Consider the following 17,885-nt stretch of genomic DNA (forward strand, 5'->3'; position numbering starts at 1 on the left):
GGGCTATCCCTGTTTTAGAATGGCCACCCCTTCATCCAGTGTCGGAACGATACTGAAAAAGTTTATAAAGCCGGTTGTTGACATTACATCCTGAATATCCTCAGAAACACCCACCAGCACCACTTTGCCGTTTTGCGATTTAATGTTTCTATAAACCATCAGCAATACCCGCAATCCTGCACTTGACATATATTCTACCGCTGTTAGATCTATGGCAATTTTGGTACTCTGAGCAGCCGCCTCCTTGGCGCTTTTCTCAAATTCCGGTGCAGTTTTACTATCGATATCTCCTGATACTTCGATGATAGAAATATCATCCTGCGCAGTTATTGATACTTTCATGTGAAGTTTTCTTAACGTGACTGATTACTTAGTCGAACTGATCTGCACTTTTACCCGCACTCGCTCCTCCGTTTCAGGAAGTGTTACAGTTAAGGCTGCTGCGTCAAAATTGCTATACGGCTCATCGTTGATAAATACTTCGCTGATGTAAATGCTGCCCTGAGGAAGGATATCAGGTGAAACCCTCAGGATATTATCCTTAAATCCGTTCGGATAAGGTTTGAAGTAAAAATACGTTGGCTGCTTGGTAATCAACAGGTTGATGTATACCGCAGACAGGTAACATAACTCTGTGCTGTGATATGCACTCATGGAGTGGCTGCCTTTAAAGCGCTCAGTACCTAACAGATACGGCATCCCGTTGGACAATACGTTGAAGTACACACCACCATCGTCATTATCCAGGAAGAATGCGTTATAGAATGCAGCTGCTTCGCGTGCCTGTTTTTCGTACTCTTCGTCACCCAGAATACCGTAAAGGATGAGGTAAGCAAGGATGGCCTGCTCCTGTTGCCACCATGCTTTGCGGTCGTGCCATACAAACTGGTGTTTTCCTCCGGTTTTAACCACACGTTCCACCACGTCATACCAGCCGCCACGTTGCTGGTCAGAGCCGGCTGCCGGCATCAGTTCAGCGATTTTTTTAGCAAACTCAAGATACTCATCCTTTGGTGTAAGGGATTGCTGACGCATCAGGTTCCATGCGATTTTCAGGTTGTGGCCCACTACCGCACGGTTTTGCTGCCAGCCCCAGGTTTGATCTTTGCTCCAGTCTTCAAAGAATTTCTCCTGAACAAACGGGCTGTTTTCGTAGTCAGGGAAATATTTTGTGATTGTATCAAATGTATACTCAAGGAAGTCTGCGTGTGCCTTCTCACCGGTAGCAAGCCACAGGTTGATCAGGTATGCAGGCGCGTGGTCACCCACTGAGTTCCAGTTTTTGCGGGCACGGTTGTGCGCCAGCGATTCTTCACGTCCGTCGAGTGAAATCGGGTCAATGTGTGACCAGTAGCCACCGCCTTCGTTGTCCTTGTAGTATTTCTCGAAAAGATCCATGGTCTTGTCGATATCACTGCGGATACGTTGGTCACCTGTGATCCGGTATGTCTGAGTAGGTCCTGCCAAAGCATAGATCTGCTCGTACATCGGGATTGAGTCCAGGTCGTCACCAAATTCAGAAGTAAGCAATTTGGTTTCTTTCTGTCCTTCTACTTTAAGACCGTGATACCAGTAAACCAGGTCATCGTCCTGATCGAAGAAACGCATGTGGTCGCGCAGGTATTCAGTTCCCAGCTCAGCACCTTCCAGGAATTCGTCTTTTCCGGTCAACAGGTAAGCCGAGGCAAATCCGTAAACCATACGGGATATCGTATCTGTTTCCTGAAGATAGTCTCCTTTTTTGGAACCACCCAGGTGAAGCATGGTACGGTAGTTCTTGTAATTGATCTCTTCCTTGGGATAATCAAACTGCCATTTCAGATAGCTGGTCGCGATGGAGTCGATCTGGTTAATCCACCAGTTTTGTTCTTCGTGACGGTAAGCTTTGGGAGCCTTTCCCGGAAAAATCAGCTGCTGCGCCTCAAATGTTGCAGTTTCAGCGCCATCATTTGGATAAAACGTTCCGTATGCAAAAACAAACTGTCCGTTGGTCGACAGGAAAGTACCGATGTTACCCGGATCCTGCCAGCCCTCGGTAAGATTCCGCACGCTTCTGGCATAAGAAGAAGGTATCAGGTTTATTTTGAAACTTCTTTTATCGGAAGTCTCTACGGTAAACCATTGTTCATCAGGATTATAACCCGTTACATAACCGGCTATGGTATCTGAGAAAGTGAAGTTTATATTCATACTTTGAGTATTAAAAAGGGTTTTTAAATGAACCTAATGAAACGCTTCTGAAACAGATTAATATTTAAAACAGGTTACCCCAGGCCTTCCTGATCTTTGTATCCCTGCGTAATCTCAATAATGTTGCCTTCCGGATCTTTGAGCCATACCGTTTTCCAACCTTCGATCACTTCATCAAAATGCAGCGGACCCAGCGTAATCACTGCGTCCTCTCCCATTTCCTGCACTTTGGCATCCACATCGTCAACAGAAAAAGCCATGTGCCTCAACCCGGCATAATGCGGGCCGTCAGCTTCTGCCATCGGATAGGGTCTTTCTTCTTCAACGGGAAATACCTCGAAATAAAAATTGTCATCATTTTTCAAAAAAACCAGCTTGGCATCATCGCCAAGGTCAATGACGCGAGCACGTCTGAACCCGAAATACTTTGCATAGAAAGATTCGAATTTTTCCAGGTTTTTAACCGTAAGAGCGAGGTGAAAAAAAGTTGCCTTCATAGCTATTCCGCGGATGACAGAGTTTCAATAATCTTTTTAGCAAACAAGTGAGCGTGTCCGCCTGAACGCCCCGTGATCAGGTCTCCATCCACAACCACATCCTCGTTGGTATAAATTGCACCATACGCCTTGGCGTCGTGGATGAGGTTGTTGTGACATACCAGCTTACGTCCCCTCACGAGTTCGGTTGCCGGAGCAACCAGCCAGAGGCCGTGGCAGATAATACCTTTTAAAATACCTGGTTCTGCAAATACACGCTTAAGAAATTCAGTAGCCGGCGGAATTTTTTCCACATCTTCTGTATATCTCAGACGGTCGGATACCATTCCTGAGGGCACTATGATCGCATCATAGGTACGGAGTTCCTCGTCGCTCATGTTTTCGAAAGATTCCCAGCAATCCATGGGGACTTTATATTCATGACCGGTAAAGGTGATCTTATCCTGCCCCCATAATCTTGACAAAAAATGGATTTCTGCGCCTTCTTCCGGAAAGCGGTATTTGTAATAAAATATTTCGTTTTCGTAATAGTCGGCTTCAAAAAGAATACCGATTTTTTTGCCCTTTAACTTCATTATTCGGGAAGTAGATAGAAGATGGAACGATGAGTACTCCGTAATTCAAATGGTGCAGCACTGTTGTTATCAGCTTAACACTTCAACCAGTTTTTCACCAAATGCAATGGACGATTCAACCGAAAGTGCCGTCACAAACGGGAAATCAAACAAAGCCTGCGGCTTGTTACGGTTGGCAGTAGGATCAGAATAAACCCGTCCATTAGGACCAACGGCATCTTCAACGATCACCAGCAGCGGGAAAGCAAAACCCTGGCTTACCAGGTTGGTTCCCGGGTTTTCAGGTGTAGCTCTCACCAGTGTATAGGCCATCGGGCCAGTAAAATCCCATTCGCGCGGGTGAGCAATTACCTTTTTGCCATAAATGATACTTCTGTGAAGCGTGTCACTCTCTCTTGCCCAAACAAAGGCACCCACTGCATAACACAGTGCGCCCAATATTTTACCTTGTTCATAAGCCTTCACACAAAGCTGATGAACGAACGGATTTCCAACAATATCCAATGCCGAGCCAGGACCGCCAACCAGTACCAATGCCTCGTAGTCGGACATGTCAGCGTCTTCTATCTTGATCGGAGAGTCCCATTCACCTGAATCAAGGATTTCATTGATACGATCCACCACAAAACCAGGGTTAACGTTGTAGTTCTGCATCGGATCAATGAAATCTTTGTCCATACTGAGCTCCATCGGAAGCGGCGTAATACCTTTTGGCGTAGCAAGGGTAAGGTCGAAACCTGCATTTTTCAAAGCATCCCAGGGTGCCTGTAATTCTTCACCCCACAAGCCAACATTAGATGCCAGTATTAAAACTTTTTTGCCCATAATTTTTTAAGAAAAATAGTACGTTAACATTTTAGGATAGGAAAGGGTATTTTCAGCCTTTGAGGCCCGAATAGTGGCGGAATATTTTACCGTCTTTCATAAAGAGTGCATCATAAACACGTGATGGCCCCCAGGCGGTGTTGATCGTAGCTTCCAGGTGGATACTGTCTTCGGTGATCGCCAGTTTCTCTGTCGATACAAAACCACGGTAGATATTGGTGAGGTAATCTCCCAACTGTACTTTCAGCGCTTCTTTGCCTACCACATAAATGGGTTCCTCTGCAACCAGGAGAATCATTACAGCATCGTCATGATAGTCGTGTTCAACGAGCTCATTGACGTCATTTTTCTCCAGCAGGAGAAGGTGATTTTCGTAAAATTCTTGATTTGTCATGATTTGGATATTAGCTTTTTAGGATAGCTCTTTTGATAAGTACTTTCGTCAGATGAAGCAGATAACCTGCATTCGAAATATTGGGATTTGAAACAGGCAGTACCTCTGGCGTAAGGCTCAGCAGTGCATCGCTCACGGTGGCAGCCGAAATTTCTTTCCCTGTTAAATATTTTTCCAGCTCCAAAAGACGCACCGGAACGGACATACAACCCGAAACAGCAATACGGATATCGGATATCCGGTTATTTTCTGTTTGATAAACAACAGCCGCCCCACTCACTATTTTTCCTGATTTCAGGTAATCGGTATAACGAAAAGTTCCGGATGCCGACTCGTCAGACTTGAAAGTAATGCTCTTTACCACCTTGCCTTTGGCAGTATCATCTCTGGACAAGAAATCAGCCAAGGATAGTGATGCCTCTCCTTCATTACCCACCAGTGTTACAGTGGCATCCAATGCCAGCAACGCGGCCAGTACCGGAGCATGAACGGCGGCCTGCTGGTACAAGGCTCCGCCAATGGTACTATGGTTACGCAGATGGGGATCGGATACGGCCCGTAGTGCCTCAGATAACACCGCACTGGATGTTACGGATTTATCCGCAAGCAATGTAGCAAATGAAACCCCGGAGCCCAGTTCGATGTCAGCGCCTTTCACCGAAATCAGTTTGAGATCAGCTATTTTACTGAGACTTATCACTGCCGCCGGTTTACAAATACCTTTGTTCACATTTGCCACAAACGCCTGGTCGCCGGTCATTACTTCGGAATCAGAATCGCTTAGCAAGGATATCGCATCTGCCAAAGTCGAGGGTGCGGAATAAGTAAAATTATTTCTGATCATGGCTTAGGCGGTTACAGTTTCTGTACGAAGTATTTCCCAAATCTTTTCAGGTGTTACAGGCATGTCGATGTGCGTCACACCAAAGTCTGAGAGCGCATCGCAGATCGCGTTTACCATCGCAGGTGCAACGGGCGGGTTACTTACGTCTCCTGCACCTTTTACGCCAAGCGGATTGGAAGGTGACGGTGTTTCGGTGCGATACAATTCGATTTTAGGGAGCCAGTCGGCGCGGGGTATGGTGTAAGTATCAAGATCGTCACTTAATACCTGGCCCGTTTCGGGTGAATACTTCGCTTCTTCCGCCAAAGCCTGACCGATACCTAAAACGATGTTACCGTACGTTTGGCCTTTCACCACCTCGGGGTTAATCACCACACCAAAGTCATCAACAGCAATGTATTTTACCAGATCCACCTCACAGGTTTCCTCGTCTATCTCTACAATAGCGACGTGGGTTCCAAATGGGAAATTAAAGTTTTTGGGGTCAAAGTAGGCAGAACCCTCCAGGCCCGGATCCATACCTTCCGGCAGATCCCAGCCAAACCAAAGCATTAACGCTACCTGTTGGAGAGTCATAACGGCCTGATCGGGAGCGGGAATACCAATTACCTTCCCCTCTTTGTACTCAATCATTTCGATCGGCATTTTGAACAGATAGGCAGCAAATTCCTTTGCTTTTTTGATAACCATCTGACAGGCCTTCTGCACAGCAACACCTTCCACGCTCAACGACCGGCTACCGTAGCTGGCCTGACCGTAGTATAACGGGTTGGCAGTATCGGAATGTTTGATGATTACATAGTCCATCGGGATCTGTAATTCCTGAGCCGCTATCTGCGCAAAGGTTGTCTGCTGCGACTGTCCGTGTGGCTGGGCCCCCGTGGTAATGGCCACTTCACCGGATGGTGCAACGTGAATATAGGCACTTCCCCAGGTACCGCTCATGAGTCCCTCGCCTCCCATTTTACCGGAATTTCCTACCCCTGCAACAGCAACATAGGAACCTATACCAAGGCCCAGTAATTTGCCACGGCTTCGGGCTTCCTGTTTTTGGGCTTCAAGAGTGGCATAACCAGCCTTATCCAAAGCCATGTCCAGCGCAGTGGCGTATTCGCCGGAATCATAGGTCCAGCCGAGTCCGTTTTCGAATGGAAACTGGTCAGGCTGTACCATGTTCATACGCCGCACCTCCGCAGGATCTTTTCCGATTTTCCGGGCAAACATTTCTATTGCCCTTTCAATGAGGAAGATCGCCTCCGCCCTGCCGGAGCCACGCATCGGCGCAGTAGGTACTTTGTTGGTATACACCACATTCACCTCATAGGAGGAATGTGGAATGACGTAAGCACCTGTAATGCTACGGCCAATCAGCGCCAGCGGCTGCCCAGGAGCGTTGATCACCGGATAGGCTCCTACATTACTATATGCCAGGCAACTCAGGGCGGTGAGTTTGCCTTCTGCGGTACCGGCAATTTTAATATGTTGTATCTGGTCTCTGGACTGGGCGGTATTTCTGGCAAAACCCGCACGGGTATCTACCCATTTCACAGGCCTTCCAAGCTCTTTTGCCATCCAAAGCACCAGTGGGGTATCAGGATATAAATTCCCCTTGCAACCGTTACTTTCACCCATAAAAGGCACAATCACCCGCAGCTTGTTATACGGTATGCCCAGTACATAAAGGGATATCAGCAAACGGTGCGGGAAAGGTATCTGTGTATTTGCCCAAAGGGTATAATCCTGGGTTGCCGCATCATACCTTCCTATTACCCCTCTCACTTCCAGGGTGTTGTGCATCATGCGCTGGTTGTATATCCGCTGCTCTACTACCACCTCCGACTCGTCTATAGCCTGATCCGTAGCGTCTTTGTCACCAAAAATGGTATGGATCATGATGTTGTTGGGAGCTGTTTCGTGCAGCTGCGGAGCACCGGGAAGCGTTGCTTCTTCCGCATCCAGAATTAATGGCAATGCTTCGTAGTCTACTTTTATTTTTGCCAAAGCATCGTAAGCCTGCTGGCGGGTCTCCGCCACAACGGCAGCCAGCTGATCACCGGCAAAACGAACCCTGTCCGTTGCAAAAACGGTGTGAGAGCCCGGTACGATCCCCGAAGGGTGCGGTAAGAAGTGGCTTTCTGTAAAAGGCGGAATCCAGATGACCGGCATCGGCATCACGTTTCCGGTATCTTTGGCTGTAAATACTCTGACGACACCCGGCATAGCCTCCGCTTCGGAGGTATCTATCCCATGGATAACGGCATGCGCTACCGGACTTTGCAGAATGGCTGCATGCAGCATACCAGGCAATTCCATGTCGGCGATGAACTCGCCCTCCCCCGTTACCAGCTTACCGGTATCTCTGGTTTTTACCGAACTGCCAATATAACTTCCGTTAGATTGCTGTGTGCCCTCTGCTTCTTTCCCAGCCATTTTGGAAGCGGCAGAAAGTACAGAGGCCACTACCTGCTCATAACCTGTTTCGCGGGTAAGGTTCCCCCTCAGCCAATCTTTAATTTCTATCTCAGAGGGCTCCGGGTTGTTATTCAGCAGTTCTGTGAGGGCGATGATGGTGCCCGGTGTTGAGAAACCGTTCTGAACCGCGAAATTTTCCCAGAACGAACTTTGTAAAGGATGAAGTTCTCCCGACGAAACCAAGCCTTCAATGGTTGTGATTTTCTGTCCTTCAGTTTCCACCGCCAGTATCTGACAACTTTTAGTGGTTTTACCGTCAACCAAAACAGAACATACCCCACAGGCGCCAGAATTACAGCCGACTTTGGTACCGGTAAGTCCCAGTTCTTCCCGAAGGAAATCCACAAGTAAAGTACGCGGTTCAACTTCGGAGCTGCACGTCTTTCCGTTTACGCTATTGGTTACTATCATTGTCAGAGGAGGTTATCGGTTTAAGCAAGTGTTCCGTCAGGATGCTGTACCATGCCGGCAAAGTGAATAGCAATCTTGCCATCCTTCAGAACCCAGCTGTCAGCAAAGCGCATTTCGCTCTTTTCACCACCCACCGTCATGGTGATTTGTTCGGTAATCATCAATGTTTCCGGGTTTTCAGTTTCCGCCCAGAACACAATGTCCGTTTCAAGACCATCAATTCCAAGGATTCCCTGCATGTGCTCTTTCACCTGCTCACGGCCCTGATAAACCACCGGTTGTTTGGAAAAACTGCTGATCAGCAATGCATCGTCTGTATATTGATCAAGAAGTGCTTCTATATTTTTATCCAGAATATGCTGAATATGCTCTTTGTACATTTGACCAAGCTTGGTATCGGGTACATTTTTCATAATTTCGAAATAGGATTTAATGAATAGCTTTTATTTATTGAACCTGGAACACGAACAGCATGTAATTGGACATGCTCAGCGTGAGCAAAAGCCGGTAGTCCGGATACTGGGCAATGATTTTGCCTATCAATTCTTCGCCCTGCAAACCATCGTATACCAGTTTCCTGACATACTTAAGATATCCGATCTGCTCGTCGAAAACAGTACTGTCCGTAGGATCACCGTGTCCGGGAAATACATGCAGATAGCCTTTGGTCTTCAGATCTTCCAGAGCAGCTATCCAGTTATCAAAGCTATACTGTCCGTCCGATGTCCTGTCTCCAAAATAACCGTAAACCTTATGGTAAATCAGATCCTGGGCCAGCAAAACCTTTTCTTCGGGCAGTTCAATTAAAAGATTAACCGGACATTCGGTATCAACCACCTTTACCAGGTTAAGTTTAACACCGTCAATCTCAAGAATACCTTCCTCAAGTGGTTCGGTTGGCAGATATTTGGTCTGATGGATAACCTCCGCTGCATTTTCAGGATGCAGGCTGGTGTGGTAACCGATAAAATAATCGGCCATTCCTCCAATTGCACCAATCACTTCGGGTAGTGCGTAAACCGGATAGCCCGTAAAAGAAGCAGACCCCATCCAATGATCAGGATGGTAATGGGTTATAATTACGCGGTCCAGAGGCTTGCCCAGGGAATCGATGTAAGTTTTGAGCTCGTCGGCATGCGTTTTTAACTGGAGCGTATCCACCAGAATCAGTTTTCCTGGTGTCTCGATGATCTGGGCATTGGTCAGCTCACCATCTTCGGGCGCCTGCACACAATGGACTGTAACAGTATCCAGTTCAACTCTTTTGACACTTATGTATTTAAAGGTAGACATAACGAGGGCTAAGGGAAAGCGTTAAGAGTTTACACAATTCTTGGTTTCTTACTCGTTTTCTGCAATCGGCAGATCTTAGAGGGTGGCTGAGCCTTCGTGGTATTCGATACCGTCTACCACATATTTGGTGATCAATGCTCCTCCGTTTCCGTCAGATTTCACCTCCCAGGTTTGAAAAGCGTCGCAAGAGATACGCTTGCTGTACGCTTCCGGCGCATTCCATACGCTGGCTTCCCATTGCACAACCACTTTTACAGTAGCAGTATCGCCCGTGATGGTGGATTCAACCGTTTTAACGGTGTGTACTTCGTCAAAGAAAATGCGGATTACCCGTTGAAACCACCCTTCAAAGCCTGCCCAGCCATATACCGTAGCTTCGGGAAAAACCATTTCAAGGCCTTCGTCGATGATTAAAGGCAGTAATTCAACCTGTGGTGCATGCACATCCAGCTTCCTGTACCATACAGCTGCCAGTTTTTCAATTGATTCCTGAGTAAGCATTGTTTTATTTTTTTAAAATTTTAGATATCTGTTTTTTGAAAGTCTTAGGGCTCCGGATTTTATTCGTTGAACCACCCAGATTACTGAGAGCAGTTGGTCTTCACCCAGTCGGCCTTGTGATCACCCTGCAAAACGAGGTCGATCAGAAATGGCTTGTCATCGGCCAGCATTCTTTCAATGGCCGGAGCGATGTCCTCCTCCTTCTCCACCCGCACGGCATCTACACCCATAGACTGGGCCAGAATGTCAAACCGAATGGCAGGATATGAAAGATCAAAAGAAAGCGGGTGATCGTGTTTTGCGATTTCACGTTCTGTCCAGTACACATCTATATTAAGCTGGAGAAGCTTATAGGATCCGTTGTTGCAAACGACAAACTTGGCACCTGCGTTATGCCTCACCGCCGACCACAGCGCCTGGATGGTGTACATGCTGCCCCCATCACCCGAAAATCCGATGACGGTTTTGTCTGGCCTGAAAAGCTTCGCTCCTATTGCTCCGGGAAATCCTACCCCCAGAGATCCGCCGCGCGTAACGAAGTAATTACCCGCCGTAGTGGGTGGGATATACCGGGTTACTGCAGGTGAGCTGGTTAAGGCTTCATCGAAAATAATGGCATCGGCCGGCAATTTTTCAGCCAGGACACTTGCAAACTGCGACATCTGAAGCGGGCTTTTGCCCTTCTGTTGTTCATCCGCCGCCAGTTCATTGGCATGTTTTTCGCTTTTGGCATTACCGATTTCAGCTACCCGCCGGGCAGCCTTTTCCTTCTGCTCCGCTGAAATCCTGGCATTAAGCTCTTTCAGAAGGGCTTCCAGTGAAGACTTGGGGTCACTCACCACACCGATATCCACCCTATGGTTTTTACCGATTTCATAAGCGTTCAGGTCTATGTGAATTACCTTTGCACCGGGAGCGTAAATATCATCCAGGTTTGGAAAAACCTCAGGAACCATGTAGGTGCCCACCACCAGGTTCACATCACCTTTGGAAGTAATCGGCTTGCTGTAAGTACCAAACATGTGTCCGGTAGTTCCCTGGTAAAGCGGATGGCTATTGTCCATTACCACATCTCCAAATTCCACTCCATATACCTCTGCACCCAGAAGTTCGGCCACTTGGGTCAGTTCCGGAATGGCATCAGAATATGCTACGCCGTCACCCACGAAGATCATGGGCTTTTCCGCAGCCAGCAGATTATCTGCAATTTCTGAGATCACCTCAGGTACAGGAAGCACCCGGGTGGAAGGGATGAGCGTGGGCATCACTTCCTCTTCATTGATCTCATCCAGTACGTCCATTGGCAGACACACATAAACAGGACCCATCGGTGGAGTGGCTGCGATCTTAATGGCACGTCTGATAGTCCTCAGCAGGGATTTGGACGAAAGTACTACAGTAGAAAACTTCGTAACGGGTTCCATCATGCCGACCAGATCATTGGCCATCTGCGAATCCATGTTCATGTACTGCGTACCAGCGTCTGAACCAATCACCACCAGAGGGGCATGCCCGCGCTTCGCCTGATACAACGCTCCAACCGCATTACCAATACCCGGCGAACTATGCAGCTGCACCAGGGTTGGTTTTTGGGTGGCCCTGGCATAGCCATCGGCCGTCATTACAGCTATACTTTCCTGCAAGGTAAGGATGTACTTCATGTCAGGATACTCCTCAACGGCGTCCAGGAAACCCTGTTCCACCGTTCCCGGATTACCAAACATGTGATCCATCCCATCGGCCAGGAACTGCTCAATTATTTTCTGATTCCCGGTTTTACCAGCCATAGCGCTTGAGGCCTTTATCTAATACGTTGACAAATTGCTCTCCAAACTCAAAAGAACACTGCAGTGAGCGGGCAGTAATGAACGGGTAATCAACGATTACGGAAGTTTCCTTACCGAAGTTTCCGTGATATTGCCCCTCAGGACCTACAGCATCGGAAAGAATATATTCCAGCACATACGGTGGGGGTCCCATGTTCAGGTCGGTGTGCAGGAAGCCGGTACCGTCGTGGTAATCGTATTCAATACAGTGGCCGGTTACATGTTTACCTTTCAGGATTGATTTTCTTTCGTTGAAATCACGTGCAAAAACCAGTGGTGCCACACCGTAGCAAATTCCGGCAACCGGCATGTTCTTTTTGTAGAAAGCCAGGATAAGATCATGAACACGCTGATTATTGACCATGTCAATAATAGGTCCGCTGCCCCCTACCAGAAGCAGGGCCGCATATTCTTCGGTCACTTTTTCAGAAGCAATTTTAAGATCGCTGAAATATTTCTCAAAAACCCTAAGAAAATCAGGAGTTGAAAAATAAGGTCTTTCAGGAATTAATTCAGACAGGTTCTGCCGGGTTTCCAGACGGTTGGTAGCCTCAAACGCTTTCACCTTTTCGGCTGCAAGCGGAGTGGTAACACAGGTTCCCAGCGGAGGATCTACATAGGTGGTATCGTAACTAGGAGGAAGGGCCTCAGCTTTTTTGCCGGTGGGTGTTATAAATTCAACTTCATAACCTGCTTCTTCGAGTTTTTCAAGAGGGCCTACAAGCTCGATTCCCCAATAGCCGTATTCGGAGAGAACCGCTAAGATTTTCTTTGACATTTGATAGGAAGTTTTATAACGTTAAAATCAGAAAAGGTTGAGGAAAATTTCATCCTCCGCCCAATTTGCTGCAATAAATTTCGTAAAGCAATATTTGGTCAACACGCATTTCATTACCGAACCTGAAAAATAGCGGGCTGAACCCGTTGATTCCGTACTTCAAACCGAAGTCATAGAAACCAAGCCTTACAAAGTGCATTTGAGTTTCCCTGTGCAAACGGACAAAATACAATAAAACCACCGTTTTTCGATTAATAATGGCAATTTAATACTGTTTTCGGGAAATCTTGCTACATTCGTGTATCTGGACCAGGAAAGATTCCGGAGACTCGCAAATTACTACGAAATCGTAAATAACGGATATTATTTAGCTAATAAAATTCGAGTTTCTCGTAGTACTAATTCCAATTTTTCGAGTAGTATGTATTGAAAAAACCCTTTTATCAGAACCTCAGAAGCATGCAAGCTTTCAAAAATACCTTCCCAAAGGATTTTGTCTGTGTGTTCATCAAAATTCAGTCTGCTCAACTTAAAAATTACTTCAATGGAACCGTTAAATTTACTTATCGTAGCTATTCGTACAGAGTGGAAGTTTCTTATCTCGGATTCCCTCCAAAAGGCTGGCTACACTTTTACCGAAACCCATGTAAGCTCCAAACAAGAAGCTTTGGAAGCATGTAATTACTCAAGGTATGACCTCGTTATTTCCAATTGCCGGCTACCAGACGGTGACGTTGCAGACTTGGTATCGGTCATAGGTAAGCTCTTTCCATGCCTGGTAATGGCAGAAGGAAAGTGTCCGGTTAACTCGGAAAAAGCACTGTCTCTGCTGGCCACAGACTTTTATATTACAAGCTCTGAACAGAGTTCCTGGATTTCAGCGGTGGAAAATGCGTTGTCGCAGTGGAAAAAGAATGCCCAGCAAAACCTGCGGGAACAACGTCTGAAACACTCCACTTTGCATAAAAAAGTGCTCACCCGCGTGGAGGAGGAACTATCTTCGGAAGAAGAATACGAACATTCGGACTCCAAAATTTCATCCGTACTTACCCTTCTTCTGGAGGTACTGGATCTGAGTCGGATATACCTTTGTGCCAAACAATCTCCCTCGGAAGGAGAACCAACACTGCTAGGCAAAACTGAAATAGTGGCGCCGGGTGTAAAAAAAGTAACCTATAAAGATGCCTCGGTTTCGGTTCCCTACTTCAACCGCTGGAACACCATTTTCAGTGCCAAACAGCCGGTAACAGGTACTTTAACAACCCTTCCCCCAGGTGAGCAGCAATGGCTCAACTATCGCGACAGCCAGTCGTTATTGGCGGTACCTATTTTATCAGATGACAACTGGGAAGGATTTATCGGTCTTGAGGATTCATTCAACGCGCGCGAATGGTCCACGGAAGAGATCAATCTGATTGAATCAGTAGCAGAACTCATTAAAGACAAACATTTCCAACAAACTCCAACGCCTTATTTTTTTGAAGGCAACATGGTGAGCGCTCAGGTATGACCGTAGACTCCCGCTACCAGAAAGGGATGTCCTTAGGCTGGCGGCTGTGTCTGATCGTTAGCCTTTTTGCATCCATACCCCGTCTGATATTTGTATGGAGTCCTTATTATTCCGGTTCCATCCTTGGAACCGGAATACGGGATATGCTGATCCAGTTCGTTTTTAGTTTTTTGTTTGCCTGGGTCTTCCTGCATATCTGTCTTAACTATACGTACCAGAGAATCAACTGGTTTAACCGTCAAAAGAACTGGGTTAAATTGATTTCTCTCACGGGAATTTTCGTAAGCCTCAACGAAATTCTGGTTGGTCTTAAAATATTACTGGACCAGGACGATTCTGACGTCATTCTTTTTCGGCTGGTCTATTATCTATACCATTTTTTGGTAGTGCTCACGATTATCGCGTTCAGGTACTTTCTGCTGACCACCCAGGCCAACTATAAGATAGGCCTTGAAAACGAACAGCTGAAACGGGAACAGCTAAAAGCCCAGCTTGAAGCACTCAGAAACCAGCTTAATCCTCATTTTTTGTTTAACGCACTGAACATACTGAATATATCCATTGTTACCAATCCTGATCTGGCGCAGCGCATTGTACTGGATCTGTCCGATATACTTCGCTACAACCTGAAGGTACAGAATCAGAACCTGGTGCTCCTTCAGGATGAACTGGACGCGGCAAGGTCATATCTGGACCTTTATAAGGCTCGTTTCGGAGAAAAACTGGTTTTCTATTTCGCCAACATCGAGATGACCAAGCAGTGGTATATCATTCCGCTATCGTTGCAGATACTAATTGAAAACGCCATAAAGCATAATGTGATTACCTCGCATCAGGTTCTTTCTATTGAGGTAAAACTTTCTGAAACAGATAAAAAACTGACGGTTATCAATTCGGTAAATAAAAAACAGCAGGTTCCGGGAACAGGAATTGGCCTGAAAAACCTTGATAAAAGATATAAAATCCAAACAGGCGAAAAGCCTCTTTTGCTCGAAGACGAGCAGTTATTTACCGTACAAGTACCCTTGATTGAAGTTCCATGACTAAAATTCTAATTATTGAAGACGAGCAACCCGCAGGCGAATACCTCACCCAGCTGATCCGGAAAATAGACACAAAGGCTGAAATCCTGGACGTTCTGGAAAGTGTGGAAATGGCCGTCAACTGGCTTGGCCACAACAAAATGCCTGATCTTATTTTCCTCGATGTGCAGCTGGGAGACGGAACTTGTTTTCAGATTTTTGAGCAGATATCGATCACTTGCCCGGTCATATTCACCACCGCCCACGATGAATACGCAATAAGGGCTTTCAAACTTAACAGTGTTGATTACCTCCTTAAACCGATCCGGCTGGAGGCCCTCAGGTTCAGTCTTGAAAAATATTACCAGCTGAATTCCGAAAATGCCATCAGTAAAGTAAGGCACCTTGAAGAAATGATGCACAGCCAGATACTGAACAGGAAAAGTCCGCGCCGCAGCTTTCTGGTCCCCTATCGTGATAAGCTGATACCCATCAAAGATGTGGATTTTGCGTGGCTCACCATCCGGAACAGTGTGGTGGTTGCCATGCTGCATGACGAACGGAACCTGGTGGTAGACAAATCCCTTGAAGAGCTGGAAAACCAGCTGGACCCATCCAATTTTTTCCGTGCCAACCGCCAGTTTATCATTGCCAGGGACTGTATCCGTGAAATTGAGCTTTATTTTAATGGCAGGCTGCTGGTACGTACATTCCCGATTTCCCCCATTCAGATACTTATCAGCAAGGAAAGGGTACCCGTTTTTAAAAAATGGTTTGAAGAAACGGACTAAGTACTTTAACCGATCAATTTTTCAGTTTAGTCTCCGATATTTTCCGGTTCACTGTCTGAGACCCGTATTTTTTAGCTAAAATCAGGAAATTAGATTTCGAAAACTCTTAACCCCATTTTGTCAGGAAATGTATACAGCCCGGGAAATCAAAGCAGGTATTATTCTTTCATTCGCCTGGCGAGCCATTTTGGCCAATTTCATTTATGCCACGGTATTGTGCAGCATCAGTTTTATTGGTAAGGTTCCCATAGGCATATCCTTCGTTCCGATCGGCCTCATTGGTACAGCAGTGGCCTTTTACGTAGGTTTCAAAAATAACTCGTCCTACGAAAGGCTCTGGGAAGCCCGCAGAATCTGGGGTAGTGTTGTCAATGCCAGCCGTACCTGGGGGGCTTTTGTAATCGCCAATGTAAAATCTACGGGCCTTGTAGCGGATGAAGCAAGCAAGGAACAGCAGTCAAAGCTCATCCACAGGCACATTGCCTACGTGAATGCCATGCGGATACAGCTACGCCAAAAAGCCGTTTGGAACGAGGACAGTAATATTGCGCGCGAAGTGGTGAAGCAGCACAATCCCAGTGATAATTCACCGCTTAAAGACGACCTGCTTCATTTCATGCCGGAAGTGGAAGTCAACTACGTTTTAGCAAGAAAAAACCCTGCCACCCAGATTATGAAAATGCAGGCCAAACATCTGGACGAACTTTACAAAAATAACGCCATCCACGAGCTTTTCTATTTTCAGCTCATGAATCTGGTTCAGGAGTTTTATAACCAGCAGGGAGCGGCCGAACGTATCAAGAATTTCCCTTTCCCCAGACAGTATGCCTATTTCAGCAAGGTTTTTGTTCAGTTACTGATTCTGGTATTACCCTTTGGGCTGATCAACGAATTCGCCAAACTGGGAGGAAATCTGGTGTGGCTTGCAATCCCCTGTCACATTGTTATTTCCTGGGTATTCACAACCATGGAAGTGGTGGGAGATACAAGTGAAAACCCGTTTGAAAATGCCATCAACGATGTTCCGATGACCGCCATCTGTCGTACAATTGAGATTGATCTGCGCGAAATGCTGGAAGAAGAGAATATACCGGCACCTATTCAGGCGGTCAACAATATTTTGATGTAACAATCCAATACGGTCCGTTGTCTCTATAAGAGAGGCTGTTCTGTTAAACAAAAAAGATCACTACTCAACTTTTTCAATTGATATGTTAGAAAAAATTCGTCAGCACTACCCCCAGGCCATCCGTTCGAATGATTTTATACTCGGTACTTACAGCGCCGTGTCCCAGTATAATCTCCCGCCCGAAAAAATAATGCTGGCCCATTCCATCTGTTCCGATGACGTCAATGCGATCGAGTATCCGGAGGAAGGTCGCCAGATGCTGGGCCCTTTTAACCTGGGAGGCCTGAACGGATTTCCCTTCACCGGACTGACCGGGATGGCGGCGTTTTCGCATCATATACCTAACGACGGTGCCGCGATGATTTTTTATGCGCCGCATATCGGCATCAGCGACAGCGGGGCACCGGGTAAAATCCTCAGGGTCGGCCAGGAATCGGAGTCCAGCTGCTGCGGCGCCGCTATACTTGCCCTCGGCAGATTACAAAATGACGAGATTGATCCCGGACAAAAGCCATTTGACGACTACCAGCAGCACGCCTTACAGGAATTCCTCTACAACGAGAAAGAACGTGTACTCACAGCAGAGTCGCCCATTAAGGAAGCAACAGAAATCATCTTCGAACAATCGGGTAAAATGATCGATAATCTGATCCAAAAAACAAGCTTTACGGGAAGGTATCTCTTTGTAATTGGGGCAATTATCATCAATACGGACTGGCGGCATGGCTCATTTCTGGAACTACGCCGGTTTGAAGAATGGGATATTGTGAGCAAAAAAAAGATAAAAGATCTGTATTTTTAGCTATCTTAGATTATTTGTCAGCGAT

At 46.5% G+C, this 17,885-nt stretch carries 18 protein-coding genes; 5 read left to right on the plus strand and 13 right to left on the minus strand.

The annotated features are described in order from the left end of the window. Positions 1-3 precede the first annotated feature (3 nt). From KOE27_RS09640 to KOE27_RS09700, 13 genes are all read right to left on the minus strand, one after another. Entirely contained in the window at positions 4-342 is a 339-nt protein-coding gene (locus KOE27_RS09640; RefSeq protein ID WP_215238682.1) for an STAS domain-containing protein, read from the minus strand. A 24-nt stretch (positions 343-366) separates the two neighbouring features. Then, the gene (locus KOE27_RS09645) at positions 367-2,190 is read right to left on the minus strand and encodes an AGE family epimerase/isomerase (protein ID WP_215238683.1); all 1,824 of its coding nucleotides are present in this window, start codon (positions 2,188-2,190) and stop codon (positions 367-369) included. 74 nt (positions 2,191-2,264) lie between these two features. Beyond that, positions 2,265-2,687 (minus strand): VOC family protein, encoded by a 423-nt coding sequence (locus KOE27_RS09650; RefSeq protein WP_215238684.1) that lies wholly within the window; start codon positions 2,685-2,687, stop codon positions 2,265-2,267. 2 nt (positions 2,688-2,689) lie between these two features. Then, positions 2,690-3,262: a DJ-1/PfpI family protein gene (locus KOE27_RS09655; RefSeq protein ID WP_215238685.1), complete on the minus strand. Its 573-nt coding sequence runs from the start codon at positions 3,260-3,262 to the stop codon at positions 2,690-2,692. Between the two features lie 69 nt (positions 3,263-3,331). Further along, complete coding sequence (locus KOE27_RS09660; RefSeq protein WP_215238686.1) at positions 3,332-4,087, minus strand: DJ-1/PfpI family protein; 756 nt, start codon at positions 4,085-4,087, stop codon at positions 3,332-3,334. A gap of 52 nt (positions 4,088-4,139) precedes the next feature. Then, positions 4,140-4,481, minus strand: coding sequence for a hypothetical protein (locus KOE27_RS09665; RefSeq protein WP_215238687.1), 342 nt, complete (start codon positions 4,479-4,481; stop codon positions 4,140-4,142). A gap of 10 nt (positions 4,482-4,491) precedes the next feature. After that, the gene (locus KOE27_RS09670; RefSeq protein ID WP_215238688.1) at positions 4,492-5,325 is read right to left on the minus strand and encodes an FAD binding domain-containing protein; all 834 of its coding nucleotides are present in this window, start codon (positions 5,323-5,325) and stop codon (positions 4,492-4,494) included. Between the two features lie 3 nt (positions 5,326-5,328). Then, entirely contained in the window at positions 5,329-8,208 is a 2,880-nt protein-coding gene (locus KOE27_RS09675; RefSeq protein ID WP_215238689.1) for a molybdopterin-dependent oxidoreductase, read from the minus strand. A 20-nt stretch (positions 8,209-8,228) separates the two neighbouring features. Further along, positions 8,229-8,621 carry a nuclear transport factor 2 family protein gene (locus tag KOE27_RS09680; RefSeq protein ID WP_215238690.1) on the minus strand — a complete coding sequence of 131 codons (393 nt, stop codon included), beginning with the start codon at positions 8,619-8,621 and terminating at the stop codon, positions 8,229-8,231. Positions 8,622-8,655: 34 nt separating this feature from the next. Continuing rightward, positions 8,656-9,501, minus strand: coding sequence for an MBL fold metallo-hydrolase (locus tag KOE27_RS09685; protein ID WP_215238691.1), 846 nt, complete (start codon positions 9,499-9,501; stop codon positions 8,656-8,658). 75 nt (positions 9,502-9,576) lie between these two features. Next, entirely contained in the window at positions 9,577-10,002 is a 426-nt protein-coding gene (locus KOE27_RS09690) for a hypothetical protein (protein ID WP_215238692.1), read from the minus strand. Positions 10,003-10,082: 80 nt separating this feature from the next. Further along, positions 10,083-11,789: a thiamine pyrophosphate-binding protein gene (locus KOE27_RS09695; RefSeq protein WP_215238693.1), complete on the minus strand. Its 1,707-nt coding sequence runs from the start codon at positions 11,787-11,789 to the stop codon at positions 10,083-10,085. Then, positions 11,779-12,606: a type 1 glutamine amidotransferase domain-containing protein gene (locus KOE27_RS09700; protein ID WP_215238694.1), complete on the minus strand. Its 828-nt coding sequence runs from the start codon at positions 12,604-12,606 to the stop codon at positions 11,779-11,781. The genes KOE27_RS09695 and KOE27_RS09700 overlap by 11 nt, the downstream gene beginning before the upstream one ends. Before the next feature lie 544 nt (positions 12,607-13,150). Here KOE27_RS09700 and KOE27_RS09705 point away from each other — a divergent pair. The 5 genes from KOE27_RS09705 to KOE27_RS09725 all read left to right on the plus strand — a co-directional run bounded on the left by KOE27_RS09705 (position 13,151) and on the right by KOE27_RS09725 (position 17,860). Then, positions 13,151-14,116 (plus strand): GAF domain-containing protein, encoded by a 966-nt coding sequence (locus tag KOE27_RS09705; RefSeq protein WP_215238695.1) that lies wholly within the window; start codon positions 13,151-13,153, stop codon positions 14,114-14,116. Beyond that, complete coding sequence (locus tag KOE27_RS09710) at positions 14,113-15,159, plus strand: sensor histidine kinase (protein WP_215238696.1); 1,047 nt, start codon at positions 14,113-14,115, stop codon at positions 15,157-15,159. Before KOE27_RS09705 ends, KOE27_RS09710 begins: the two co-directional genes overlap by 4 nt. After that, a complete protein-coding gene (locus KOE27_RS09715) occupies positions 15,156-15,929 on the plus strand; it encodes a LytR/AlgR family response regulator transcription factor (protein WP_215238697.1) in 774 nt (257 codons plus the stop codon). Before KOE27_RS09710 ends, KOE27_RS09715 begins: the two co-directional genes overlap by 4 nt. 127 nt (positions 15,930-16,056) lie before the next feature. After that, positions 16,057-17,058: a bestrophin family protein gene (locus KOE27_RS09720; RefSeq protein ID WP_215238698.1), complete on the plus strand. Its 1,002-nt coding sequence runs from the start codon at positions 16,057-16,059 to the stop codon at positions 17,056-17,058. Between the two features lie 82 nt (positions 17,059-17,140). Then, entirely contained in the window at positions 17,141-17,860 is a 720-nt protein-coding gene (locus KOE27_RS09725) for a hypothetical protein (RefSeq protein ID WP_215238699.1), read from the plus strand. Positions 17,861-17,885: the final 25 nt, after the last annotated feature.

The organism is Dyadobacter sp. CECT 9275 (assembly GCF_907164905.1).
Lineage (GTDB): Bacteria > Bacteroidota > Bacteroidia > Cytophagales > Spirosomataceae > Dyadobacter > Dyadobacter helix.